Origin of the sequence: Massilia sp. TWR1-2-2 (assembly GCF_049897565.1) — a bacterium.
Classification (GTDB): domain Bacteria; phylum Pseudomonadota; class Gammaproteobacteria; order Burkholderiales; family Burkholderiaceae_D; genus JAFCUW01.
This window is the reverse complement of sequence record NZ_JAFCWM010000045.1, coordinates 1-23,826: the sequence shown is the minus strand read 5'-3', so window position 1 is coordinate 23,826 and position 23,826 is coordinate 1. Positions and strand designations below refer to the sequence as shown.

At 57.1% G+C, this 23,826-nt stretch carries 18 protein-coding genes and 5 pseudogenes; 8 read left to right on the top strand and 15 right to left on the bottom strand.

What is annotated here, in order from left to right; genetic code table 11:
* Nucleotides 1-114: 114 nt before the first annotated feature.
* From ACP7DD_RS24545 to ACP7DD_RS24525, 5 genes are all read right to left on the bottom strand, one after another.
* On the bottom strand, nt 115-765 hold the full coding sequence (locus tag ACP7DD_RS24545; RefSeq protein ID WP_426177752.1) for a hypothetical protein: 651 nt from the start codon (nt 763-765) through the stop codon (nt 115-117).
* A gap of 48 nt (nt 766-813) precedes the next feature.
* Complete coding sequence (locus ACP7DD_RS24540; protein WP_426177750.1) at nt 814-1,053, bottom strand: DUF4224 domain-containing protein; 240 nt, start codon at nt 1,051-1,053, stop codon at nt 814-816.
* Nucleotides 1,054-1,291: 238 nt separating this feature from the next.
* Nucleotides 1,292-3,013: a replication endonuclease gene (locus ACP7DD_RS24535; RefSeq protein ID WP_426177748.1), complete on the bottom strand. Its 1,722-nt coding sequence runs from the start codon at nt 3,011-3,013 to the stop codon at nt 1,292-1,294.
* A gap of 88 nt (nt 3,014-3,101) precedes the next feature.
* Nucleotides 3,102-3,830 (bottom strand): hypothetical protein, encoded by a 729-nt coding sequence (locus ACP7DD_RS24530; RefSeq protein WP_426177747.1) that lies wholly within the window; start codon nt 3,828-3,830, stop codon nt 3,102-3,104.
* 128 nt (nt 3,831-3,958) lie between these two features.
* Nucleotides 3,959-4,639, bottom strand: a complete 681-nt coding sequence (locus tag ACP7DD_RS24525; RefSeq protein WP_426177745.1) for a helix-turn-helix domain-containing protein — start codon at nt 4,637-4,639, stop codon at nt 3,959-3,961.
* A 636-nt stretch (nt 4,640-5,275) separates the two neighbouring features.
* Here ACP7DD_RS24525 and ACP7DD_RS24520 point away from each other — a divergent pair.
* The 3 genes from ACP7DD_RS24520 to ACP7DD_RS24510 all read left to right on the top strand — a co-directional run bounded on the left by ACP7DD_RS24520 (nt 5,276) and on the right by ACP7DD_RS24510 (nt 7,140).
* On the top strand, nt 5,276-5,584 hold the full coding sequence (locus ACP7DD_RS24520) for a diguanylate cyclase domain-containing protein (RefSeq protein ID WP_426177757.1): 309 nt from the start codon (nt 5,276-5,278) through the stop codon (nt 5,582-5,584).
* 195 nt (nt 5,585-5,779) lie between these two features.
* Nucleotides 5,780-6,406, top strand: coding sequence for a glutathione S-transferase (locus ACP7DD_RS24515; protein WP_426177755.1), 627 nt, complete (start codon nt 5,780-5,782; stop codon nt 6,404-6,406).
* Nucleotides 6,407-6,459: 53 nt separating this feature from the next.
* Nucleotides 6,460-7,140 carry a cupin domain-containing protein gene (locus ACP7DD_RS24510; protein ID WP_426177743.1) on the top strand — a complete coding sequence of 227 codons (681 nt, stop codon included), beginning with the start codon at nt 6,460-6,462 and terminating at the stop codon, nt 7,138-7,140.
* A 230-nt stretch (nt 7,141-7,370) separates the two neighbouring features.
* Here ACP7DD_RS24510 and ACP7DD_RS24505 read toward each other — a convergent pair whose 3' ends face one another.
* The 6 genes and pseudogenes from ACP7DD_RS24505 to ACP7DD_RS24480 form a co-directional block, all read right to left on the bottom strand.
* The gene (locus ACP7DD_RS24505) at nt 7,371-9,218 is read right to left on the bottom strand and encodes a potassium transporter Kup (protein ID WP_426177753.1); all 1,848 of its coding nucleotides are present in this window, start codon (nt 9,216-9,218) and stop codon (nt 7,371-7,373) included.
* Between the two features lie 365 nt (nt 9,219-9,583).
* Nucleotides 9,584-11,143: pseudogene (gene tnpC, locus ACP7DD_RS24500) on the bottom strand (IS66 family transposase).
* A 93-nt stretch (nt 11,144-11,236) separates the two neighbouring features.
* Nucleotides 11,237-11,593, bottom strand: a complete 357-nt coding sequence (gene tnpB, locus ACP7DD_RS24495) for an IS66 family insertion sequence element accessory protein TnpB (protein WP_426177741.1) — start codon at nt 11,591-11,593, stop codon at nt 11,237-11,239.
* The gene (tnpA, locus tag ACP7DD_RS24490; RefSeq protein ID WP_426177739.1) at nt 11,593-11,886 is read right to left on the bottom strand and encodes an IS66 family insertion sequence element accessory protein TnpA; all 294 of its coding nucleotides are present in this window, start codon (nt 11,884-11,886) and stop codon (nt 11,593-11,595) included. The genes tnpB and tnpA overlap by 1 nt, the downstream gene beginning before the upstream one ends.
* A gap of 387 nt (nt 11,887-12,273) precedes the next feature.
* Nucleotides 12,274-14,283: a putative bifunctional diguanylate cyclase/phosphodiesterase gene (locus ACP7DD_RS24485; protein ID WP_426177737.1), complete on the bottom strand. Its 2,010-nt coding sequence runs from the start codon at nt 14,281-14,283 to the stop codon at nt 12,274-12,276.
* Nucleotides 14,264-14,803 (bottom strand): heme NO-binding domain-containing protein, encoded by a 540-nt coding sequence (locus ACP7DD_RS24480; RefSeq protein ID WP_426177735.1) that lies wholly within the window; start codon nt 14,801-14,803, stop codon nt 14,264-14,266. The genes ACP7DD_RS24485 and ACP7DD_RS24480 overlap by 20 nt, the downstream gene beginning before the upstream one ends.
* A gap of 308 nt (nt 14,804-15,111) precedes the next feature.
* Between ACP7DD_RS24480 and ACP7DD_RS24475 the strand changes: the two are divergent.
* The 4 genes and pseudogenes from ACP7DD_RS24475 to ACP7DD_RS24460 form a co-directional block, all read left to right on the top strand.
* Nucleotides 15,112-15,426: pseudogene (locus tag ACP7DD_RS24475) on the top strand (fasciclin domain-containing protein); the annotation flags it as partial.
* 17 nt (nt 15,427-15,443) lie between these two features.
* A pseudogene (locus ACP7DD_RS24470) lies at nt 15,444-15,725 on the top strand (transposase); the annotation flags it as partial.
* A gap of 802 nt (nt 15,726-16,527) precedes the next feature.
* Complete coding sequence (locus tag ACP7DD_RS24465) at nt 16,528-16,764, top strand: alpha/beta fold hydrolase (protein ID WP_426177734.1); 237 nt, start codon at nt 16,528-16,530, stop codon at nt 16,762-16,764.
* 636 nt (nt 16,765-17,400) lie between these two features.
* Nucleotides 17,401-18,024, top strand: a pseudogene (locus ACP7DD_RS24460) (IS5 family transposase); the annotation flags it as partial.
* A 388-nt stretch (nt 18,025-18,412) separates the two neighbouring features.
* On the opposite strand, the gene ACP7DD_RS24455 reads toward ACP7DD_RS24460, so the two are convergent.
* Nucleotides 18,413-19,552, bottom strand: coding sequence for a glutathione-independent formaldehyde dehydrogenase (locus ACP7DD_RS24455; RefSeq protein ID WP_426177732.1), 1,140 nt, complete (start codon nt 19,550-19,552; stop codon nt 18,413-18,415).
* 733 nt (nt 19,553-20,285) lie between these two features.
* Between ACP7DD_RS24455 and ACP7DD_RS24450 the strand changes: the two are divergent.
* Nucleotides 20,286-20,487: pseudogene (locus tag ACP7DD_RS24450) on the top strand (transposase); the annotation flags it as partial.
* Between the two features lie 638 nt (nt 20,488-21,125).
* On the opposite strand, the gene istB reads toward ACP7DD_RS24450, so the two are convergent.
* The 3 genes from istB to ACP7DD_RS24435 form a co-directional block, all read right to left on the bottom strand.
* Entirely contained in the window at nt 21,126-21,908 is a 783-nt protein-coding gene (istB, locus tag ACP7DD_RS24445; RefSeq protein ID WP_426177730.1) for an IS21-like element helper ATPase IstB, read from the bottom strand.
* A complete protein-coding gene (gene istA / locus ACP7DD_RS24440; RefSeq protein WP_426177728.1) occupies nt 21,905-23,398 on the bottom strand; it encodes an IS21 family transposase in 1,494 nt (497 codons plus the stop codon). Before istA ends, istB begins: the two co-directional genes overlap by 4 nt.
* A 66-nt stretch (nt 23,399-23,464) precedes the next feature.
* On the bottom strand, nt 23,465-23,826 hold a 362-nt coding region (locus ACP7DD_RS24435; protein WP_426177726.1), incomplete at its 5' end, for a transposase.

Sequence of the window (23,826 nt, the reverse complement as noted above, 5' to 3'; positions counted from 1 at the left end):
AGCGATACACTCGAAAAGCTGCCCACCTGCCCGAACAGCAAGATCGACTCCTTGCTACCGTTTGCACAGTCTACCCAGTCCTAAACCGCATTCATAGGTGGGTGGGCCGGACGCTTACAGTTGCCCCTCAACCGATATACGGAGCTTCTTGCCGGTCTTGTTCTGTGCTACCTGAAGTGTTCCGCCTACGATGTCGGAAACGAGTATTTTCAGCACGTCGGCAGGGCGTTGCCCGGTGTGCAGTGCCAGATCCATTGCATCCTGTACGGTCGGATGCGACACCGACCACACAGCCAAGTATTCCTCATCGGATACGTAGCGGTCGCGCGCCTTCTCCTTGAATCCCTTGATGCCGATGCATGGGTTCGTTCCGTCGGTGTAGCCCCACGATCTTGCGTGATTAAAGATCGTGCTGAACAACGCCTTCTCGCGATTCGCGCGGACCTTGGACGCCTCGCCCCTCACCCGCAAATATTCAGCGATGTCGCGCGGCCTGATACTGTCGATTGCGACATGACCGAACACCGCTTCGAGGAGCGCGCCATATTGCGTGTAGTCTCGCTGGGTGTGCGGCCGAAGCGTGGGCAGCACCTCGCGCATATAACGTCTGGCGATCACGGAAAAGGTTTTGTCGTCGTCCCTGGCTGGCTCGCTTTCTAGCTCAGCCCATTTACGGCGCGCTTCGTTGATGTCTGCACCAAGCGGCGTCCACTTGCGCGGCACGGTCCCGGAAACATGGTAATACCCGCCCTTCTTGATGTGCATCCTGGGTGGCAGGTTTAGGTTACTTGTGCGCTTACGTCCCATGAAAATTTACCTTACCTTCTGCTGACTCAGCGCTTGGAAATTTGGACGAGGTGATGCGGGCATCAGAGACTCCGCTGGCGCCCGGCTCGGTGCCCCTAGGCGATTCTCAAAATAGCTGCGCGCGACCCGTGGGCGCTGTTGCGCAGTCACTTCGAATTTCCAACTGTGACTGCGGAGCCAATCGATCTGCCTACAGTGAAATGTGTATCCCGTGAGTTCTCGCAGTTCATCGGCGGTCAGGAACATTCTGCGCCCTCCGGTTGCGACGGCAATTTGTACGTGGCGAATTCGCCAGACCGCACACGCATTCCTGCGGCGGCCAACTCATCTCGACCTTCTTTCCAATTTCGTGCCATGCTTGACTCCAAATTTTGATGCGTAACTATCCCAGCCCGCATCTAGGGCTTCCTAATAATTCTCGTAATTTTGACGTTTAGCGATTCGCCTGGCTGGTGATGATGCTCTAGCGGCGAAAACGTTCAGCTCAGCATCGCATTCGCTCAAACCTGGACGCATTTCCGGTCTCATCAACGCAGTTCATGAGACCATTCGGCAAGTACCGCGTACAGTTATTTACACGAGTCCAAGTAGAACCGAAACCCGGCTGGCGAGCGGTCTCCTTGGCTGCGACCATGCGCGCCGTGGAGCGGACATTTTCGACTCGCGTCCAGGTGTAGCGATTCGACTCGTAAATCTTTAGCGGCTCGTCGATCGCATAGACGCCCATCGGCCTTTCGCCTTGGGGCTCGCCATATTTGTTCGGCGAGTCCCGGTACAGCATCGCCAACTTGATCGTTGCATGCTTTCGCTGTACGGCAGCGCCGCCGACCGCTCTGAGGAAGTTCGCGTAGCTGACCCGTTGCTCAACCTTACCGTCGGCGGTCGTGGCCTTGTTAGTGGCCTGCCAGGCGGCTACGACGTGTCCAGGCGCGCTTGCGATGGCTGCCTGCGGGACTCGTCGGAGTTCGCGCCACACCATCACGCTGCCCGCGCCAAACGCCTGAAACTGGCGGATGCCATGGGTCTTCGACCAAGCCGTGACGCGCTTGCTCGTGTCGCTCGCGGACGACTTGCCGTCCAAGTCCATGTCAAGTCCGTGGCCGTCGATATTTTTTGAAATGTATTTCGCGATGTATGCTGTGGCACTGCCTTTTTCCGCATCAATTTCCTTGAAATTGCAGCGGTTCTTCTGCGCCCCTGGCTCGTCAGGCATGTCGAGAAGCGCGTAGTGCCTAACCACATTCTTGACACACTCAATGTTGGCCTGTGCCGTGAACATAATCAGGTGCCAGTGTGGGCAGGCGTCATGATGCGGCTCCGCTACACGCAAGCCATACACCTCCACGTGCTGGCGTTTTAACTTCGCACGCACCCTGCCCCATACTTTGCATAGGTAGGCCTGCGCCTGGCGCGGCGTCATGCCGCGATAGTTCGGATTCACTTTACCGCTCTCCCGCAAGGTTGCGTGGAAATACGACGGGCAAGTGATTGTGACGAACAGGCCAATATCTCCGCGCTCACCTGCGACTTCCTCGACGCCGCGTACGCGCGTCATCAGTTCGGAGCGCCGAATCGCCTTGTTGCTGGTAGACCTCTCGGAAAGGGCCTGCATGCTGAACTGGTCGCCGTGTTCGTTTTGCATGACAGTCGACTCCATCCACATTCGGTTGCGTTCATCCTGTGATGCGCAGCGCCTGACGGCGTCTCTGCTGGCGTACGGCTCGCACCTGGCTTGAACGAATTGCAGCTTGATATTGCCATTTTCAACTGCCCGAGCGTGCACTCGTCGGAGCTGCCTGCGCCACCAATGCATGCACGAAATCCGCTTGACGCGGATATCGAGCGTCGCCCCCTTTGGGAGCGGGACACTGGCGCACTTACACGTGTGGGAAATGATCTCCTCGGCTGCCCAGGCTTCCATCTCGCCAGCGAACAGTCTAGCCATGTTGTCAGCGCGCCTTCGCGCTGTGTCAACAATCTCAGCATCGGACGCGGCCAGATCGAGCCCCCTCAGCGCGTGTTCACGCCGGAACCCCTCAATTTCCTTGTTAATGTAGTAGTCCACGATTTTGAGTGATGTGAAATGCTTGCAAGCGAGGATCACGCGCTTCACCAATTCTGACCGCCACCGTGGTGGCAGACCATCTAGGCCAGGATGGGCTGCAATGCGGTCATTGCGCAGGCGGATCGCCATATCCGTGTTCATGCGAGGCACCTCGTCCGGCGAGCTTTTATTACAGCGAAAAAACGCGGCGCCGTGCTAGCGCCGCAAACGCGAAGACTTGGCATGCCGATCAGCCGAAGATGGATTCGATCAGCGTCTTGGGTTGCTTGGCGGAGCGGTGTTTTGCGCTGGCCGCCTTGTCACCTTTAATGGCATCGCTCATTTGAGCTTGCGTCTTCGCGAGCAACTCGGCATGTGTCTTAGACGCCTCAACACCTTTTGCTGGGTCAGAACCAGAAGCGCTCGGCAACGGGCGGCCAAGTAGCTTTGCAAGCAGCGTGCCATTCTCTGCCAGCAACCGAAGAACCTGACCGTGCTGGGCCTCGGAGGGCTCGGCGAATGCACTGAAGAGCCCCTTTGTTACTGGCTTGCTGAGCATCTCGGACACGCGCTCTTCATTGTGTTCGATATGGTCCAGGATGTTTCCGATTTCATCGCTGCCCAGCGTCGGGTCGATGCGAATGTGCTGCACGGTAGATTGAACCAGCTTGCCAACAGCGGGAAGATCGTCGGGATTCCCATCACCTTGCACAACGCCGCCCGGAAACACATTTCCTGTCGCCCGTGCCTTGGCTCCTGGCTGCATTGTGTCTGCGAAGGCATAACCCTTGCTTTCATAGAACCCGCGCAGGTCATCGAGGAATTTGGTGTCAGGGATGTGGTTTCCTGTCTCGAACCGCTTGATCTTGTGAACTGGCAACCCCGAATCGCTGGCCGCTTGCATTTGGTTCAGTCCGTAGTAGTTACGCGCAGCCCTTGCGCTGTCGGGGGTGAGGGGCAGGCTTTCAAATGTAATCATGATAATTATCTCCAAATAGTCGTGAATTTCGACAATAGTCACAATACACGACAATTAATCTAACTGTCAACAATTAGAGCAACTGTCTCGAATTATGACTACTGGAGACGAAAAAAAACGCCGGAGCGCTATTTCTTGGGCTCAGGGTAGAGCCACTCACCGCCTATTGGATCACCATCTTCATTGAGGAATAACCTGTTCCCGAAGTTTGTTGTGAAGCCCTCTGAATTGGCTCGAACCATCGCGTCTAAAGTCTGCACGGTTGAAGTTTTGGCAGAAAAATCGTCTGGCATTCCTTGTTTAATTTGCTCAAGAACGGGCTCAGTCATCTGGTTAGCCAGCACAAGTAGCGCGGACAGTTTCATGTCTCCCAGCTCCCTACCGGCGGCGGAGAGCACCAAGCTCGTGAAGGCGCCACGCTCATGCGGCCTGAGGACGGAAATTGCCAGCGCCAACCTAAGCGCCGAAATCAAATCGTTCCCGTTTCGAAACGCCTCCAATGAAGCTTGGGCTTGGTGACTTTCCTCTGCGCCAAATATTATCCAGTTTGCGGTAACCGATAGACACTCGCAGAGCATCCGAATTTCCCTGGCGCCTGGCTTGGAGTGCCCGGCCTCGTAGCCGACCAGAACAGTTCTCGAGATGCCCTGCCCTTTGGGGTCATTCATCTTCGTGCGCGCACTGACCGCAGTCTGGGAAAACCCCCTTGATTCCCGTGCAGATCGTATGCGGCTTCCGATCCCATCCTCTGGAGCTGCCGAAATATCGGCTGCTTCTTCCTTCAGATGTTTTGCTTGATTTTTCGTCATCGTGTCGAGAGGGGTTGTTTTCGATGGGGCCGTTGCCCCCATGCCACTGGCTCTGGATTGTACCGCGAAACCATAGGTCTCCTAACAAGGAAACCGTTGATCCATAAGGCTGTACGGGATTTCCTGAGAGGAGAACCGCCAGCGCCGAGTTGGCAGTTCAGTCAGCACATAAATTCCAAAATATTGCATCGATATGGGTTCTACAAACCCGGAATTCGCCACAACCGCACGGGCTGTCTGCCCGCAATCAGAAAGGAGTTTGTAGATCGAGTAATCCGTAAGGTACTGATTCTACAGCGCAATGTAGAGGCTTGAAAATCCTTGTGTCGGTGGTTCGATTCCGCCCCGGGCCACCAAGAACATCGTTCACGCAACGCCCACTAATGCAAGTGGGCGTTGTCGTTTCTGAGGATCGTAGTCCTCGTATCCGGTCCATTTACGGTCCAGCCCACACCCCTGCAAATCTCGCTCATTCCACAACGCGTCATGCTTCGTTGCGGATTAAACTGACGTCCTCAGCGAGGCAAACTTGCGTCCCACCAAAGCGACTTTGCTGGAGCGTGTTGACGCCAACCGAAAATTGACCCACGTGTTCTACTACGCCTGCCTAATCATTAGGCGGAGAATTAATAGCGGATCGCGTTCCTAGTCATCCTCGAACAACTCGGCAGCACGCCGCAAGCCTGCGCCGCCAACGCCAACGCCAAGCATCAAACGCTCAAATTGCGCGGTGCACCCGGGCAGCCTTACCGCTGCGGCGAGATTGATTACATCGCCAGCGTCAGCATCGGCATTACCTCGTTCGACGCCTCCAGTTCCAGCGTAGAAGACATTCTCAAGCAAGCCGATCTGGCAATGTACCGCGCCAAATCAGATGGGCGCAATACGTTGCGCTTTTTCGACCAGAGCATGTCGATCGCCGCCGACGAGCGCCTGAACCTCTAATGTGACCTGCGCACCGGTCACGATGGACCGGACTACCAAAACCCGCTCGCAAAAAAGCAAGATGGCAATTTTCGGATATGCTTGACGAGTATGAAAAAGTTGGTCACGCAGATTTTTCATCTGCGGCTGATACTCCGCGCCACACCTCCAGGTTTTATCTGTTTTTCAACTCATCCCAAGACGAAAGTACTCATCATGAAAATCTACGACTACGAAGGTTTCCCCAATCCGGCCCGGGTTCGAATCGCATTATCTGAAAAAGGGGCCACTGACAAGGTACAGTTCGTGCATGTGGACGTTATGAAAGGTGAACATCGCCTCCCCGCGTTCGTGAGCAAGAACCCGAGCGCGTCCGTGCCGGTGCTCGAGCTCGACGATGGCACCTTCATTAGCGAATGCTCGGCCATCACCGAATATATCGACCATGCCTTCGAGGGAATCTCTTTAACCGGCACGACTGCCAAGGAACGGGCCGTGATCCACATGATGCAGCGTCGCGCGGAGCAAGGTGTCATGGACGCAGTGGGCGCGTATTTCCATCACGCTACGCCGGGACTGGGCGCGCTGGAGCTCTACCAGAACAAGGAATGGGGCATGAAGCAGCATGAGCGGGCGCTGTCGGGCATACGATACTTTAATGGTGTGCTGGCCATTCAACCGTTTGCCGCTGGTGAGAATTTTTCGGTTGCCGACATTACGCTGTTCGTCGGCCTGTCGTTCGCAGACTTCGCCAAGATCACTATTTCTGCCGACTGCAATGCACTGCTCGCCTGGCGCGCCCGCATGGCCAAGCGCGCCAGCATGGGTGGTACGGACGTTTAATCAACCGGTTCGTAATCGATTCGCAAAGCGCAGGACAACGACAGGATCAACCCATGAATATTAATGCCGATTTCACGCTGCGCGTCGTCTTGCACGGTGCGTCCATGGCGTGGGTGGATTCTCCTGTAGCCGGGGTCCAGCGCCGGATGCTGGACCGAATCGGCGCTGAAGTCGCCCGTGCAACCACTATCGTGCGCTATACACCAGGAAGTCAATTTACTGCGCACACTCATGGCGGCGGCGAGGAGTTCATCGTGCTTGAAGGCGTGTTCCAGGACGAACACGGGGACTACCCACCTGGCTCCTACATTCGAAATCCCCCTACCAGCCGGCATACGCCGGGCTCTGCACAAGGCTGCATCATCTTCGTCAAACTCTGGCAATTCGCACCCGAGGACCGTACGCATGTCATCGTCGACATGAACAAGATGGGGAAGATCGGCGATCAGCTGCGCCGCGGCGTCGCGGTCACACCGCTGTTCGAAGATGAACGTGAAACCGTCCAGCTTGAGTACTGGGAACCAGGAGCGCAGGTGCAGCTTAACTACCCCGGTGGTGCCGAGCTGCTCGTACTGGCGGGCGACTTCTGGGACGCCGGCGACCATCTGCACGCCATGTCATGGATGCGCTTGCCATGCGGTGGCCGACTTGCTGCATTAGCCGGCAACCAAGGTGCCCGGGTCTGGGTCAAGCAACGTCATCTGCGCTTTGTCGACCCGCCGATTGTTCTCTGATTTCATGTGCGTTATCAGTAGTGTCCGGTTAAAACGCGATGCCCCGCAGGATGTCGATCACGTCAATTCGGGCGAGCGGATCAATGCCAACGTTGACTTGCTCAGTCATGCGGAATACTTGTTAAAAACCGAGCGATCACTGGGGAAATGGACACACCGCCAGCGAGGATCAAGTAAATCGATTCGCGACCGGTTGTTGGCAAACTTTGCTTCCAGATGCGACGGCCTCTTCATATCTCCACCTGCGTGCCGAGCTCAATCACACGATTGGTCGGAATACGGAAATAGTCCGCTGCATCACGCGCATTGCGCGACATGGTTGCGAACACATGTTCACGCCAAGGCATCATACCCGCGCCTGGCGTCGAAATCACGGTCTGCCGTGCAATGAAGAAGGACGTTTCCATCATCTCGAATGGCAAGCCAAGTTCGGCGCACATGCCTAATACCTGCGGAATATCAGGTTCGTCCTTGAACCCGTAGTGCACGTTCAACTGGTAGCATTCGTGTCCAAGAGGAACGATTTCGATCCGACTAGTGACAGGCACCCACGGCTCGTCGGCAAAATCCACCGTAAGGAACACCACACGCTCATGTAGCACCTTATTGTGCGACAGATTGTGCAGCATGGCGTGCGGCACGCCGTCGCTGGCCCCGCGCAGAAACAGCGACGTACCAGGCACGCGTGCCGGCGGCGATAGGAACAGCGATTCCAAGAAATCCTCCAGCGGCACCGCATGCTTTTGCAGGTTCTCAAACACCAGTTGGCGACCACGCTTCCATGTCAGCATCAAGGTGAAGAGTACTGCGCCGAGCATCAGCGGGAACCAGCCTCCGTGAAACAGTTTTAAGGCATTGGCAGAGAAGAAGGTAATGTCTATCAGGAGGAAGAATCCGGTCGCCGCCCAGCACAACAGCAAGTTCATCTTCCAGCGGTACCGGATTACGAAGAAAGTTAGGATCGTGGTCGCCAGCATTGTGGCGGTCACGGCAATGCCGTATGCAGCCGCCAAATTCTCTGATGATCCGAAACCGATCACCGCGAGCAGCACCACTGCGAGCTGCAGCCAGTTCACTGCAGGCATGTAGATCTGCCCGATTTCGCTCTCTGAAGTATGGAGCACGCGCATGCGCGGCAAGAAGCCTAGCGCCATGGCCTGCTTGGTCATCGAAAAAGTTCCGGATATGGTCGCTTGCGATGCGATCACGGTAGCGATCGTCGATAATCCCACTAACGGGTAGATGCTCCACGCGCCCAGTTGCTGATAGAAGGGATTCGAGATGGCTTCCGGATGGGCCAGCAACAAGCCACCCTGTCCCAGGTAATTGAGCGCCAGCGCAGGGAAGGCAATGAAGAACCACGCCGCCCGGATCGGTTTGGCGCCGAAGTGCCCCATGTCGGCATACAGCGCCTCCGCCCCGGTAAAGGCCAACACGATCGCGCCTAGGGCGACGAAGGCGATAAGACGGTTGTTGTTCATGAAAGCAAAGGCGTGGACCGGATTGATCGCGCCCAAGATTTCCGGAGCCTTTACGATGTTGATCACACCCATCGCAGCCAGCACGGCGAACCAGACCAGCATGATTGGGCCGAACCAGCGGCCGATGCCGGCGGTGCCATGGCGCTGCACCGCGTAGAGCATGACGAGCACCGTAATCGTCAGCGGCACCACATATGCCTTGAGCGTCGGCGTAGCCACTTCTAGGCCCTCGATCGCCGACAACACCGAAATGGCCGGCGTAATCACGCTGTCGCCGTAAAACAGGGCCGCGCCGAAGACGCCGGTCATCAACAATGCAACGTAGACCCTTGATTCCTTGTTGATAGACCCGAGGGCTAGCGCCATTAAGGCCATGATCCCACCCTCGCCACGGTTGTCTGCCCGAAGCACGAGCGTGACGTACTTGAGCGACACGATAATGGTCAGACCCCAGAAAATCAGGGAAATGACTCCTAACAAGTTTGCTGGAGTAAGCGCAAGGCCATGCGTGGGGTCGAAGATGGTCTTCAGTGTGTACAGGGGACTGGTTCCGATGTCGCCATAGACAATGCCGACGGCAGCCAGTGTGAGCCCCATCAGCTTGCTTTTTTCATTTTGTTTGATTGTCAATTTACATCTTTCAAATAAATTAGTACATCTGTCACAGATTCTAACTAATTGTATCGGCAAAGTCGTCGTGATGATCTACCTTGACAACGGCCCGTCGGCAGGGGTCACATATTCCAGCGTGTGATGCACGCACTTCGCATCCCCACCAAAAAGCCAAAATAATGGTGCAGAGATCGATGACCACAGGGCCACAACTTACCGGGCTCCCCGATTCCGAGCAGCTCCCGCAAGGGCTGCTGCACTGGATCATCGGCGTCCACCGTCTCTACATCGTAAGCGGGAGATCTACCCCACCGTTTCCCTGCCCGGTCAATGGTTAGCGGGCAGCCAGCCTAGTTTTTGTTGAAGTTGAAGGGCAGCAGGTCCGTCACATCGTCGCCTGGTTGCCTGCATGGCGGCTCGGTCAAGACATGGCGCAAGTAAGCATATGGCTCGACGTCGCACGCGCGGCAGGTCAGCATCAGGCTATAGATGACGGCGCTGGCATTGGCGCCGGCGACCGAATTTGAGAACAGCCATGCCTTGCGTCCGGTCGTAAACGGCAAGATGTCGCGCTCGATCAAATTGTTATCGATGGCGAACCGGCCGTCGTCGATATATCGATACAAGTAGCGCCACTGCCCAAGCGCATAGCTGATGGCTTTGCCGATCAGCGATTGCGGCATGACCGCGCTCTTGTTTTTTACAAGCCATGCGTGCAGGTTGTCCAATATGGGACGACTGAGCACCTGCTGCAATCGATAGGCGTGTTCGATCACCGTCATGCCATCGGGCGGTTTGCCGCGCGCCAGCTTTTCGATGTGATACAGCTTGGCGATGAAGCGCAGCGCCTCCCTGGCCCTGCCTGATGGATTTTTCTGCGCCTTGAGCGCCTCATCGAAGTAGCGTCGTGCATGCGCCATGCAGCCGAGGTGCGTTATGCCCTTGAGCATGCGCCAGGCGGCGTAGCCATCGGTCATGACGGCCCCCTCGAAGCCTGCCAGGAAGCGCTCGGGATGTTCATGGCCGCGACCGGGCCGATACTCGAACAGCACAACTGGCTGCTCGCTTTCGAGCGCCGTGCGGTAGACCCACATGTAGGACTGGTTTTGCGCGCGGCGCCCGTCTTCCTTGAGCACCTGCACCGTGGTTTCATCGCCGTGAATGACCGGGCAGGCCAGCAGCACGCGCCGCATGGCCTGGTACAGCGGCGCGAACCGCACGCCCGACTTGATGGCCCATTGCGACAGCGTGGTGCGCGCCACGTCCACCTCGCCGCGAAGCAAGATCTCGTGCAGGCGATACATGGGCAGGCCATCGGCGTACTTGGCGGTGAGCACCGTGGCCACCGTCGCCGGGCTGGCGATACTGCCGGGCATGGGCTGCGGCGGCATCGGGCTGGTGATGATCTGGCTCGATTCGCCGTGGCGGTCGCACTGGCGGCAAGCGTATTTGAAGCGCACATGCTGAAGCACCTGGACCGTGGCCGGGACGATGTCGAGCTGCTCGCTGATGTCTTCGCCCATGCGATGCAAGGCGCCCTGGCAGCAGCGGCACACTTTCTCGGACTCCGGCAAATCGTATTCGACACGTTGACGTGGCAAATGCGCCGGCAAGGGCTTTCGGCCGCGTTTTTTGCCAACGCTCTTTGGTCCCTTGTCGGCTTCTTCCTCGGCATCTTGGGCGAGCGTGGCCACGTCCCGCTCGGCCTCGTTGAACAGGCAGCCCTGGGTGCCGAATTTCTCGCTCGACGGCGCGAAGCGTTTCAATTGCGCGAGCCTGAACTGCTCTTCCAGAAATTAGTTGCGCGCCTGTAAGGCAGACGTTTGCATCTCCAGCGTCGCGGCCTGCATCTCCAGCGCCGTCGCCCGCGTCTCCAGTTCGCGAACGTAGTCGCGAAGCTCGGGCGGCAGGGTGGCAAGGAGGTCGGTTAGGTGCATGCAGTAACTTTACCAAAACGATTTGCGTTTTAGGTTTACGTCATTTGCATGTTTTTACATTATTTTTCAGACCATCGCGCGCGGCGCCATCGGCTGGTGGGCAATGGCGTTCTGCCAGTTCAAGCCATCGATTAACCAGCGCAGTTGACGCGCCGTGACCGCCAGCGCCTGCGCGTCCTCACCATCCCTGGGCCAATGGAATTTGCCCTGTTCGAGACGCCGGCAATGCAGCCAGAAACCGTTCGTGTCCCAGTGCAGGATCTTGAGCCTGTCGCGGCCACGATTGCAAAAGACGAACCAGTGGGTGCCCGTCGGGTCGAGTCCCAACGTGTCGGCCACCACCAGTGCCAGGCCATTGATCGATTTGCGCATGTCATGGTGGCCGGTAGCCAGGTACACCATGCCCTGCGGCGTGCCCCACATCAGCGCAGCGCCTCGAGCACGCCGCCGAGCCAGCGTACCTGCTCGTGGTGTGAAAGGCGGATGACGTTGCCGTGCGGAGTGCGCAGTTCCAGCATCGGTTCCGGGTGCCCCGCAGCCATCGGCAGCGCAATGAGCCTGGTGGCCGTAGACGGCTGCGCCAAGCTCTTGCGCCAGTAGTGAAAGCTAGCCTCCGTCAGCCCTTCGCGGACGCACCAGGGCCGGATGCCAAGCCCGGAATTTGCCTGCTCCTGCAGCCGAACCGTCCAGGCCTGTCTCGTCGATTCATTGCGCATTGTATTGGCTCCAGTGATTGATGAAGCCGCAATTTTGGAAGGTCTACCTCACGATCGGAGGGTGGGGCGAAATTCCCGCTTACTCTACATCTACGGCGGCCTGTTCAAGCGGATCATCGATCTGCTGTCCAACGTAGCGGACGCGAGGCTCGCGCGAGTGCGCGGCGCGGCAGACACTCGGCTTAAAAATCCTTGTGTCGGTGGTTCGATTCCGCCCCGGGCCACCGAGAACATCGTTCACGCAACGCCCACTCATGCAAGTGGGCGTTGTCGTTTCTGGAACCCACAGTCCTCGTGTTCGGTCAATTTACGGTCCAGAGCCCAGGCCCAGCTCGCAGGGATGCCAAATGACACTGAAATATCGAAATTGCTAAAATTTGGAAATTCTTATGTCCACATTGCACTTTGCTCGCGCCAAGCTGCCTCCGCTGCATCGGCCCGCATGGGCTTGAAATAATAGTAGCCTTGCACAAAATCGGCGCCCATTTCCCGTAACAACTTAACCTCGGCGGCCGTTTCGGCCCCCTCGGCTACCACGTCCATACCCAAGATATGAGCAAGCATCATGACCACTTCGGCAATCTGGCGCTTGTCATCGTGCAGGTCCATCTGGCTGACGAAGGAACGATCGATTTTCAAGGTGTCAATCGGCAGGCGCCTCAATTGGCTCAGTGAAGAATAGCCGGTACCGAAATCATCGAGCGATAGCTTGACGCCCAGTTGCTTTAACTGCAGTAAGATGCCCAGTGCGTGCTCAGGGGCGGCCATGATCGCGCTTTCTGTCAATTCCAGTCTCAAAGTGCCTGCAATGATGCCCGTCTCGGTCAGGATCCGTTCAACCAGCGCGATCAGGCCGTCGTGGGACAGCTGCATGGCCGATAGATTCACACTCATCGTCATCGACCGGCCGCTGTCGTGCTGCCAGGTGCGCAGCTGCCGGCATGCATGCAGGAGGATCCAGGAACCCATCGCGCTAATCAGGCCGATCTCTTCGGCCACCGGGATGAATTCGGCCGGGCCGACCGCGCCGTAGACCGGGTGGTCCCAGCGTAGCAGCGCCTCGAAGCCGCAAATCATGCCATCGCGGGAGGTGACGATCGGCTGGTAGGCCAGCCACAATTGACCCCGGTCTTGCGCCAGGCGCAGTTCCGATTCCAGCCGCAACCGACGTAAGGCCTTCTGCTGCATGACGGTGTCGAACATGACCCAGCGTGCCCGGCCCTGCTGCTTAGCGTAATACATGGCAATATCGGCGTCGCGCAGCATGTTTTTCACGTCCTCGTAGCCGCTCGCGCTTTGGGAGATGCCGATACTGGCCGTGACGATGACTTGCTGCTCATCGAGCACGAAGGCTTCGGCCATGACGCTTATCAACCTTTCGGCTACGCGCACTGGAACCTGCTCGCTGCTGATATTGTCGAGCAAAATAATGAATTCGTCGCCGCCCATGCGGGCCACGATATCCTCGCCGCCGTCGTCCTCATTTCCACGCGTTAACAAGTCGGTCTGGCGCAGCACGAAAGACAAGCGGTTGGCGGTGGCGATGATCAACTGGTCACCCGCCTGGTGCCCCAGGCCATCATTGACCGCTTTAAACCGGTCCAGATCGACGAATAATACGCTGAATTTGTAGCCTGGTACGCGCTTAGCGCGTCGCCCAGCCTGCTGCAGGCGGTCGAGGAATAGTTTGCGGTTTCCCAGTTGGGTCAGCGGATCGTGATGCGCATCGTGCATCAGCTTGGTCTTGGTGCGGTTGCGTTCGACGACGCGTCCAAGCTGGATGCCGATTTGGGCCATCAAGCGCAGCAGCGCCTCGTCAGGGGTCTGGTGCTTCATGCTGAAGAACTCGAGCACAGCCACTACATCGGTGCCGATCATCACGGGGAACGCAAACAATGAGCGCAAGCCTGCGCGCTTCGCTTCCGGCAGGCGCGGATAGGCATCCGCACTATGACTGCCGACATTGACCCAAGCCGGCGCACCGCTTTCAACTACCCGACCAGGAAGGCCGGTGCCGTTGCCGAATGCGATCGATTCAGTCAGCGCACGCAAGACGTCGTACTTGCCACCGCTTTCGTCATGCCAAGTGGTCGTGGAATGAAGCGTACGGACAATGTCGTCATCGGACAGCAGCAAATGGCCCAGCGGCCAGTATGCGAACTTGCATACTGCTGCGAGGGCGTGGCACATCGCGTCTTCCACACTGGTAGCCTGGTTCGCTGCCGTAGAGATCGTTTCCAGCAGGGCAATCTCCTGCTGCCTTTGAAACAGGTCGCGCAGACCGCGTTCGGCGATCGCTTCGGCTTCATGGCGCGTGGTAGTCACGCGCAGCAGGCGTCGGTTCAGGCGTGCGATTTCGGCGTTGAGCGCCGCCGCGTCATTGCTGGAATCGGACATGGAACACGCATTTGGAAGCTCCTTCATGCATACATTGTTGCTGCTCGATCTCCGCCTGCTCATGGAAATGCTCGGCGGCGCCCCTTATAAAGCCTTCCGCTAATGCGCACAACTTGCGCGGCGAGCTGTAGCCGATAATTAAGCCGCCATCATCGCCGACCCCAAAATCGAACACCGGCGTGATCGCACCCGGATACAGTTTGTGCACTTCTGGATGAATGATGTTGTTCAGTGAGAGCAGGAAGCTGCGGGTTTCGCCATGGTCGCTGAAAAAGTCGGGATGACGGGCGAACAGCAAGGGCATAGCGCGTTGGCCAAACCAGCGCAGGACGTCGGAAGGCGGAAGGTTGAGCGCCTTCGACGCAACGCCGACCAGAGCGACGATCTCGTCGTCGGCATAACTGCCGAGGGACGTGTAGGCGCCCGACAGGTTTGCTTCATCGAGTAGCTTGTCCCAAGTCGCTTCGCCAAACTCTGTGCTGACGGCCTTCTCAAGCAAATTAAAAACGATGCCTTTCATGAAGCTCCTGTATTTTGAGAAATATACTACTCATAGTGTAGCTGAAAACCAATAGTTGAAAATGTTCCCAGTTGTGGACGACGCCGTCGGCAATATGGCGTAAAAATGCTGCTATGAACGCTGCAGTCGTGCCAGCCCGGTCCTAACAGACGTCGGTCAGTTGACCCGAACTTGAACCGCTTATTATAGAAATTATTGCGAACCGCGTTGGGAAATCGCAGTTTAACTGAATATCCTTTATCATGTACGGTTCAATTCCGGTTCATTTATTTCAGATTATATAGGACTATACTGGGAAAAAGCTCTTACTGGTTGCTGCGCTCACCTTCGCATTTGGTGCGGCCAGCGCCGCCGACATCGTCGATACCGCAAAGTCCGCAGGTAGCTTCAAAACTTTACTGGCAGCAGTTGAAGCAGCCGGCCTAGTGGACACGCTCAAGGGCCCGGGCCCGTTCACGGTATTCGCTCCAACCGACAAGGCATTCGCCAAAATCCCCAAGGCCAAGCTGGCTGCACTGCTGAAGGATAAAGAAGCACTGGCAAAGGTGCTGACTTACCACGTCGTCTCGGGCAAGATCATGGCAGCTGATGTCAAGCCAGGCAAGATCAAGACAGTGGAAGGCGCGCGGAGATCCTCGGCAAATCGGTGACCTGGCACGTGGCGATGAAGCGATCCAAGCGAAAGGCGCTGCCCAAAAACAAGCTTGGGCGCATGCTCGAAAAACTGGAGCATCTCAAGGCGAGCGTGCGGGCGAAAGTTGAGCATCCGTTCCATGTCATCAAGAACCTGTTCCGTCATCGGAAGACGCGCTATCGCGGCTTAGCCAAGAACACGGCTCAACTGTTTACGCTGTTCGGCTTCGCCAATCTGGTGCTGGCTGGCCGGCAATTTACGATCACTGAAACCCAAAGTGCGTCCTGAGCGCCGAAAGGCGCAACGAATACTGCCAATTTGCTTCAAAACCGTCTGTAGCGTCGCTAAAAAAACGCATTTAGAATTGCGCGGCGACCGCGCCAGCAAAAAAAACGTGGATGCGTCGTAATCGTCAATTGATCAGCGCTTCCCTAAGACGCGCATGGTTCCGACGGCCAGTTGCCCGTGAAGATAGTTCGCTGCGGGGCGAATCCGGTGAGATTTCGGGCATATATCATGATATTGGTGCTGAGATCCCCAGCCGCAGGCGAACCCGCCACTTCTGATGGCCGAGACCGTCATGGTCTTCGGGCTTCTTTCATTTCAAGGTAACAAAATAAAGGACGCATAACCCATGGATATCAATGTAAGGCCCAACTGGAAATGGAATATCGGCGGCACACCTTCCGCACTGCCTATCGGACGCGGAAGCGCCCCTTCGCAGTCCCTCCTCAAGCAAGTACTGATGCCGCGCAGCGTGGACCTGAACGTCTCGTTTGCATTGAAGTATCGGCGGTAGTCACCAGAGAAATTCAGCTCGCCCCTGCAAGCACCACCCTCCACGAAGCCCCATGACGCCTGAACGTCATGGGGCTTTTCTTATTCCCAGTCACCCGCCATCACAACCGGAGAACACCATGAACAAATCGACTTCCGCAAAAAAACCGTCCGGAATTGTCGAATCGTCCGCCGACGCTAATACCCCATCCACCAACACCGATATCCCCACGATTGCCCTTGCCAAATTCTGGCTGCTGGAAGATGGGATGAGCTGTGCAGTTATGTCGCCTCCCCCGCTTTTGACGAACTGTTGTACCAGCTTGCATATGGTGAAGAGCAACAAGGCGCACCAAGACACGCGATCTCGCACCCGCTTGTCATTGGATGCGGAAAACAGGACCGGGTGTGCTTTCCCGGAGAAGCCAAGCGCGCTCTGGAACTGTTTCCGGATGCCCGCATGCATTGGTTCGAGCGATGCGGTCACTTTCCACACTGGGACGCGCCAGCGCAAACGTCGGAACTCATTCTGAGCGCTCTCGCGCCATGAGTCCGGCCATGCTTGACTACGCCGCCACCGCGTAAAAAAGGCCTGATCGAGCCGGCTTCCATGCCTGTTGGAGCATGCTGCGCGTGATGCGCGAGCAGTAGGGCCTGGTCTTGAAAATCCTTGTGTCGGTGGTTCGATTACGCCACGGGCCACCAAGAACATCGTTCACGCAACGCCCGTTCATGCAAGTGGGCGTTGTCGTTTATGGGGTCCGCAGTCCTCTGCTCCGGTCCATTTCCGGTTGAGTGCATGCATTTATGCAGACAAAGCCAGGACCCAATCGACGTTCGATGGAACAGATATGGACGATGATCATCTGGATGTTGTGGATTTAGCAGCGCTTGGCCCAATGACGATGGAGGAAGCCTTGGCCGTTATAGCCTCCGAGTCTTCTCCATCTACATCCGCAGAGGGAAACCAATCACGCCACCGTTAGTAACACCTATCGAAGCCCAGAGGCAGGTGTGCCTGGGTGGTGGCAACCATCGCTATACGGTTGCAAAATTTAGCGGTCAAATCGAGCTGCCCATCTACGTTGCCCCCAAAGAAGCGGAAGCGGTCAGCGCCATTGTAACTGTCCGCTGGGCCTGACTGCAGGTCACTGGCCGCGCATTTGTTAGGCGTTCTAAGGAAGCACTGATTGAGGCGATTAACGGGCACCTCGCAACGCAGGGTTTGATGATGCGGGAAGGTACGATCGTCGATGCCACGCCGATCGCGGCCCCTCCATCGACCAAGAACAAAGACAAGAAACGCGATCCGGAAATGCACCAGTCCAAGAAGGGTAACGACTGGCACTTCGGGCTGAAAGCGCACATCGGAGTGGACGCGGCGTCGGGCCTCGTGCACACCGTGATCGGCACGGCCGGCAACGTGTCGGACGTCACGCAAGCACACGCGCTGCTGCACGGCGATGAAGTCGCGGCAATGGGTGACGCCGGCTACCAGGGTGTCGAAAAACGCGAAGAAAATCTTGGAAAAAGCGTGACTTGGCACGTCGCGATGAAGCGCTCCAAGCGCAAGGCACTGCCCAACAACAAGCTCGGTCGGATGACGGAGAAGCTCGAGCACTTGAAGGCCAGCGTTCGGGCGAAAGTTGAGCATCCATTCCACGTTGTGAAGAACCTCTTCCGCCATCGTAAGGCACGCTATCGGGGCCTGGCGAAGAACACCGCGCAATTGTTCACGCTGTTCGGTTTCGCGAATCTGGTGCTGGCTGGCCGACAATTTAAGGTCTCTGAAACCCGAGCTCCGTCCTGAGGACGGAAGCACGGGGAAAATGCATCAAAAATGGCAAAATGCGCCGGTTTGACTGCCTTAGAGTGAAAATTTAGGTACCCGAAAAACACCTCGACGTGGAGCACGTCGTCCGCACAAAAAACATCAATTGTTCAGCGCTTCCCTAAGTCGTCCATCCTGGATGTCAAGAGACGGTTAGCCATTGTTTAGCCATAACAGCGCCAAACAGCTCTACCAAACCTAAAGTCCGAGAGAGCCCGTTCAGACCAGCCGATGAATGACCAATAGGCGCCTGAAAGCGGTCCAAGCATTCTTGACATGGATCGCTTCCGAATGATCGCCCCAACACCGATCTCCGTATTTTTGGCTAAAGCGAGGGACGGGGTGAACGCTGTGCCCAGATAGGAATTTACTTGCCAGGTTTGAGCACCACTTTAGTCCATCCGGATTTACGTTTATCAAAATTTTCGTAGCCCTTCGGCGCCTCGTCCAAAGACAATTCGTGCGAGATGATCATTGATGGCTTCGCCTTATCAGCATGAATCATTTTGCCTAAGCTCCGGTTGTAAGCTTTCACATTGGCCTGTCCCGTTGCTATTCGTTGGCCTTTGAACCAGAACTGTCCGAAGTCAAACGCAATCTTTCCTTCTTTAGCAAGCGCGTCGTCGGCGCCGGGATCTTTAGGGATGAACACACCCACCACACCGATGGTGCCGGTCGCTTTAACAGTCTGAACTAAATTGTTCATCGTTAAGTTGGGTACCTCTTTTCCATGCATGTTGCAGCATTGATAGCCGACACATTCGCACCCGCAGTCCGCCCCCTGTCCGCCGGTCAGGTCCAGCACTTTTTCGACTCCTTTGCCTTCCGTGTCGTCGATTGCAATCGCGCCAATTTTTTCAGCGAGCTCCAAACGGTCCTTGTGCGTGTCGACCACAAACACCTGGCTAGCGCCCTTGATGAATGCGGAAGTCGCAGCCATGAGCCCAACAGGTCCAGCACCATAGATGACGACCGAATCGCCGGGTTTGACCTTTGCCAATTCGGTGGCGTGATACCCGGTAGGGAAAATATCCGACAACATCACGTAGTCATTTTCCTTTTCTTTCGCATCTTCCGGCAAGACTAGACAATTGTAGTCTCCGTAAGGCACGCGCAGCAGCTCCGCTTGTCCGCCGCTGTACGGGCCCATGCCAGCAAAACCGTAAGCCGCCCCTGCCGTGCCGGGATTGGCAGTAAGGCAATAACCGGACAGTCCGCGTTCGCAATTGGCGCAAAAGCCGCAGCCAATATTGAATGGCAGGCACACCATGTCGCCGACCTTCACACGGTCGACAGCGGCTCCCACCTCGATAACTTCACCTAAATTTTCGTGCCCGAGGATTCGGCCCGCTTCCATGTCGGTGCGACCTTCATACATGTGCAGGTCGGAACCGCAAATGTTCGTCGCGGTAATTCGCACGAGAACATCGGTCGGCTTTTCAATGATAGCGTCAGGCACTTCTTCAACGCGAACATCTCTTGGTCCTCGGTAAACAATTGCTTTCATGATTGAATCCTCTACGTGGTTAAGTTGATTGGGTAGGCCGGTGTTTAACTGCAGTTGCACGCGGCCAATTCGAACGCTATTGCTTTGTCATACGCAGCTTCTTGGCTATCTCCAATTGGTGCTCTACAGACAGGAGCAATCTGCAGCGGGTGTTTTAAGGTCGGCATTTCAGGCCTCGTGAAACGGCCCTCAATGCGGTTGAACATTGAGGTGATCGACGATCAGCTTTGGCATATCTGGCTTCTCGCATTTCAGCTCCGCTCGACTTCCGTCATTGCCTCGTGTGCCCTATCGATTGACACCAGCTTGGCAGGGTCATTTTTACCGAGGACCCTTGCGTGCTGCCCGAAGGGTGGCTATGGCGAAAATTTGTATTAACAAGAAAGACCGTAATAAGACCAGGAATTTTTCATCAAGCAATTCTTCACGAAAGTTCAATTAAAAAAAATTTTACCTCCTTAGCGCTGCGACCAGCGCGCGCTTGACGGTAGGAAAGGATTAACCTTTTTTCCCTCTGCGCGGAGGGCAAAACCCTAACCGAAGGATTCCGTGGGTGACGGCGACCATGTCGGATGCGGGTTTGCGCGATGACAGGCCGATCTCATGCAGGCAGACCTTTGGCTGATTTCGCGCCGCCAGCGCGGAGGCGACGGAAAACGCGGGGGCAAAGCAGTTACGTTCTCGATTCAATCGAGCGATACCACGGGCGCACATAGGGAGGGGGATGACAGAAAAACTGGAGCACCTGAAAGCCAGCGTTCTGGCGAAAGTTGAACATCCATTCCACGTTGTGAAAAACCTCTTCCGTCATCGCAAGGCGCGCTATCGCGGCCTCGCGAAGAACACCCCGCAACTGTTCACGTTGTTCGGCTACGCGATTGCTGGTGCTGGCTGGCCGACAATTTAGGGTCTCTGAAACCCGAGCTCCGTCCTGAGGACGAGAGCGCGGGAAAAATGCATCAAAAGTGGTAAAAATCGCCTGTCAAACTGCTTGAAATTGAAAATTCCGGCTACTGAAAAACACAGCACTGCTGACTGCACAATTTGCGCAAAAATCGTCAATTGTTCAGCGTTTCCTTAGATATTTTGTTAATAGGGGCAACTTTGATGGGGCAACTCGATATGGAACACGCTTGTAGCCTTAGAGCGGCCTTGCGTTCGATTCCGCCCCGGGCCACCTAGAACATCGTTCACACAACGCCAACCATCACTGATTGGCGTTTCCGTTTCTGGATTTCGTAGTCCTCACGTCAGGTCTATTTCCGGTACCGTTCCTACTTGTCGGCTAGCAGCCTGTCGGACTTGAAGTTTTGCGCTTGTTGCGCTTGACGTTTCTGCCGAGTTAGCGTTATTTTTTTAATCGCAGACCGCGTTGGTCACCGAAATGGACGTTCCGGCGCCTTTCGCGGATACTGGTTCGGTCTTTTTTCAGCGATCGCCTCCCTTTGGACACTTCAGGCCATGTTCAATGCGTTCATTCGCTTGATGTTCCATGCAAGGGCGACCAGGTGGTTGGCGTCAACTATCTTGGCCGGTCGGCGTCAATTATCTTGGCCGGTAAAGCGAAGTGTTGTTAATCCGTTTTTTCCTTCGTTTTTTGCTTGGCGGTAGCGCTGCCCACCGATGCGTGACGGCGACGATAGCTTTCCACGTTTAACTCGAAGATGGTCGAGTGATGCACCAGACGGTCCACCGCCGCCAGCGTCATGGCCGGTTCTGGAAACACCTGGTCCCACCCAGAGAACGGCTGGTTGGCGGTCAGCGCCAGACTCTTCCTCTCGTAGCGCGCCGCGATCAGTTCGAACAACACTGACGTCTCTGCCTGGTCGCGCCGGACGTAGCTCAGGTCATCCAGAATCAGCAGATCAAATCGGTCCAGCTTTGCGATCTCGGCCGGCAAGCGCATTTCCCTGCGTGCCACCTGCAGGCGCTGCACGAGGTCGCTGGTGCGCGTGAAGTGGACGCGGTAGCCGCGGTCGATCAAGCCATAGCCGATGGCGCACACGAGGTGGCTCTTGCCCACGCCGGGCGGGCCGAACAGCAGCAGGTTGGCGCCCTGATCGATCCAGCCGTCGCCTTCGACCAGCGCGGTGACATGCGCTTTCGATACCGTGGGCACCGTGGTGAAGTCGAAGCTCGATAGCAGCTTTCCCGGCAGGAGTTGGGACTCGATCCGGTGCCGTTCCAGGCGCCGCGTTTCTCTCTCGGCCAACTCGTGTTCCATCACGGCGGTGAGGAAGCGCTCGGCGGGCCAGCCCTCCTTGTTCGACTGTTCTGCCAAGCCTGCCCACAGGCGCTTGATCGTTGGGAGGCGCAGCTCGTTGAGGATCAGCGGCAGGGCCGCGATGCTGCTCATGCAGCCTCCAGTAAGCTGTCATAGCTGGCCAGTGTCGGCAGCACCACCGTCACGGTCGGGCATTGCTGCGGCCGCGGCGCCATCGCCTGCTGCAGCTCGTCCAGGTCCGGCATCTCGCCGGCCGCGAGCAGCACCGCCAAGTGCTGCGCCAGCGCCGCTTCGCAGCCGCCGTTGCCGGCCAGGTCCAGCAGGCCAACCATGAGCCTGCAGGCTTGTGCCTCGGGCAAGCAATCCTTCAGATGAACCCACATCAGGCGGTACTCGGTACGCGAGAACAGGGCATCGCGCAGCACAGAGCGCGCCAGCGCCCCGGACTTGCGTTTGAGCGCTGGGAGCAGATCGCGATAGTCGACCACCTTGCCGCGCCCGCTAACCGGGTCGGGCTGACCGCGCTGTAGCTCAAGCACGCACACATTGCCCAGCCAGCACTCCAGCCGCTCGGCGAAGACACGCACCTTCAACCGATGCCCCACCAGCCTCGACGGGGCCATGTACAGCACCTTCTTGACCGTCATCGTGCAGTACTTGGTGACGCGCGCGTCGACCTCCTCGTAGTCGCTGCTGCGCCTTGCCGGCAGGGCCATGAGCATGGCACGTTCCTCATTGAACTTGCGGGCAACGCGGCCGTTGAGTCGTCCGAACACTTCGGCCACGAAGAGACGGTAGGCATCCAGATCGGCGAAGTCGCGGTGCCCACGCAATAGCAACGCCTGTTCCATAGTGCGCTTGAGGGTGCCTTGCCGCGATTCGATCGAACCGTTCTCGTGGCTTACACCGAGGTTGTTGCGGCTGGGGCGCATGCCGTAATGCTTGCACAGCGCCTCGTAACGCCGCGTCAGCAGCTCATGCTCGGCCTTGTTCTTGAAGGCTGCGGCCAGGCTGTCCGTCCGGTGCTCCTCAGGAACGCCGCCCATCATCCATGCCGCGTTCTGCAGGCCGGACGACAGGGCCATGAAGCTCTCGCCGCCCAGCACCACCTCGACGTAGCGCCAGCCAGAGTAAGCCAAGGCGAACTGATACAGCAGGTGAAGCAGGGCCGCGCCGGCGATGGTCACTTGCAGCACGGCGGCATGGGTGAAGTCCGATAGCCCCAGGCGGCCGGGTGGGTGCGCCTGCGCGAAGAACACCTCGCGCTCCTTGCCGTAACTGGCGCTCCACGTGCGCACCCGCCGCTGCAAGGTGCGCAGCAGCGCATCGTCGTACTGTCCTGGATGACGCCGTTGAATTTCTTCCAGTAGCGTCGTCGCCGTCAGACCCGGGGCAGCTGCCAGCATCGGTATGAGTTCGCTGTCCCAGACGGCCTCAAATGGGTCGGATCGCGTGCGCCACTTGCGCGCCTCTCGTTGAGATGGCAAAGCCTCGCTGGCGTCGATCCGGCGTGCTGAGCGCACGCTGATGCCGGTCTTCGCCGCGGCGACTTCCTGCCCGAGCTTGGTTCTGAGTTTCTTGTCAATGCCCACTTGGTGATCTCCAATGCGTTTGCCGGCCATTCGTCATCTCCCCAGCTCCGTGCTGAATGAAACAACTGTAAACCTCGCTTCCGCACTGGGCCGGTTTCAGGTGACAAACCGGCCAAGATAGTTGTCGTCTACCGGCCAAGATAATTGTCGCTCACCAACCAGGTTCCATTCGTGGCCCACGTGTTTCACGCCGCGCACCAGGAATTGGCGGAATTTCATCGCATGTTTGATGATGCCGAACAAGGGTTCGACCGTCTGCTTGCGTAAGCCGTAGTCGGCTCGCCCGCTTCGGGTCTTGAGTCGGTGCGCCATGGTGGCGACCACATCGGCATCGTCGTCCAGTGGCGCTGGCTCGGTGAAGCGTTCGAGCACGGGTTCATGATGCTGCGATCGTTTCATCGCGATCAGAGGGACGATGCCAGCCTGTTCGCACGCATCGACATTGGCGGCGCTGAAGT

Bases quoted from the DNA above. Each gene is read 5' to 3' on its own strand.
- tnpB (WP_426177741.1), bottom strand. From the start codon at position 11,593: ATGTGGGGCACGCCGCAGGGCATGGTGTACCTGGCTACCGGCCACCAT.
- ACP7DD_RS24525 (WP_426177745.1), bottom strand. From the start codon at position 4,639: ATGACGAAAAATCAAGCAAAACATCTGAAGGAAGAAGCAGCCGATATT.
- ACP7DD_RS24485 (WP_426177737.1), bottom strand. From the start codon at position 14,283: ATGTCCGATTCCAGCAATGACGCGGCGGCGCTCAACGCCGAAATCGCA.
- ACP7DD_RS24540 (WP_426177750.1), bottom strand. From the start codon at position 1,053: ATGTTCCTGACCGCCGATGAACTGCGAGAACTCACGGGATACACATTT.
- ACP7DD_RS24510 (WP_426177743.1), top strand. From the start codon at position 6,460: ATGAATATTAATGCCGATTTCACGCTGCGCGTCGTCTTGCACGGTGCG.
- ACP7DD_RS24480 (WP_426177735.1), bottom strand. From the start codon at position 14,803: ATGAAAGGCATCGTTTTTAATTTGCTTGAGAAGGCCGTCAGCACAGAG.
- ACP7DD_RS24505 (WP_426177753.1), bottom strand. From the start codon at position 9,218: ATGGGGCTCACACTGGCTGCCGTCGGCATTGTCTATGGCGACATCGGA.
- tnpA (WP_426177739.1), bottom strand. From the start codon at position 11,886: ATGCGCAATGAATCGACGAGACAGGCCTGGACGGTTCGGCTGCAGGAG.
- ACP7DD_RS24530 (WP_426177747.1), bottom strand. From the start codon at position 3,830: ATGATTACATTTGAAAGCCTGCCCCTCACCCCCGACAGCGCAAGGGCT.
- istA (WP_426177728.1), bottom strand. From the start codon at position 23,398: ATGGCCGGCAAACGCATTGGAGATCACCAAGTGGGCATTGACAAGAAA.
- ACP7DD_RS24545 (WP_426177752.1), bottom strand. From the start codon at position 765: ATGCACATCAAGAAGGGCGGGTATTACCATGTTTCCGGGACCGTGCCG.
- ACP7DD_RS24535 (WP_426177748.1), bottom strand. From the start codon at position 3,013: ATGAACACGGATATGGCGATCCGCCTGCGCAATGACCGCATTGCAGCC.
- ACP7DD_RS24455 (WP_426177732.1), bottom strand. From the start codon at position 19,552: ATGAAAGCAATTGTTTACCGAGGACCAAGAGATGTTCGCGTTGAAGAA.
- ACP7DD_RS24515 (WP_426177755.1), top strand. From the start codon at position 5,780: ATGAAAATCTACGACTACGAAGGTTTCCCCAATCCGGCCCGGGTTCGA.
- istB (WP_426177730.1), bottom strand. From the start codon at position 21,908: ATGAGCAGCATCGCGGCCCTGCCGCTGATCCTCAACGAGCTGCGCCTC.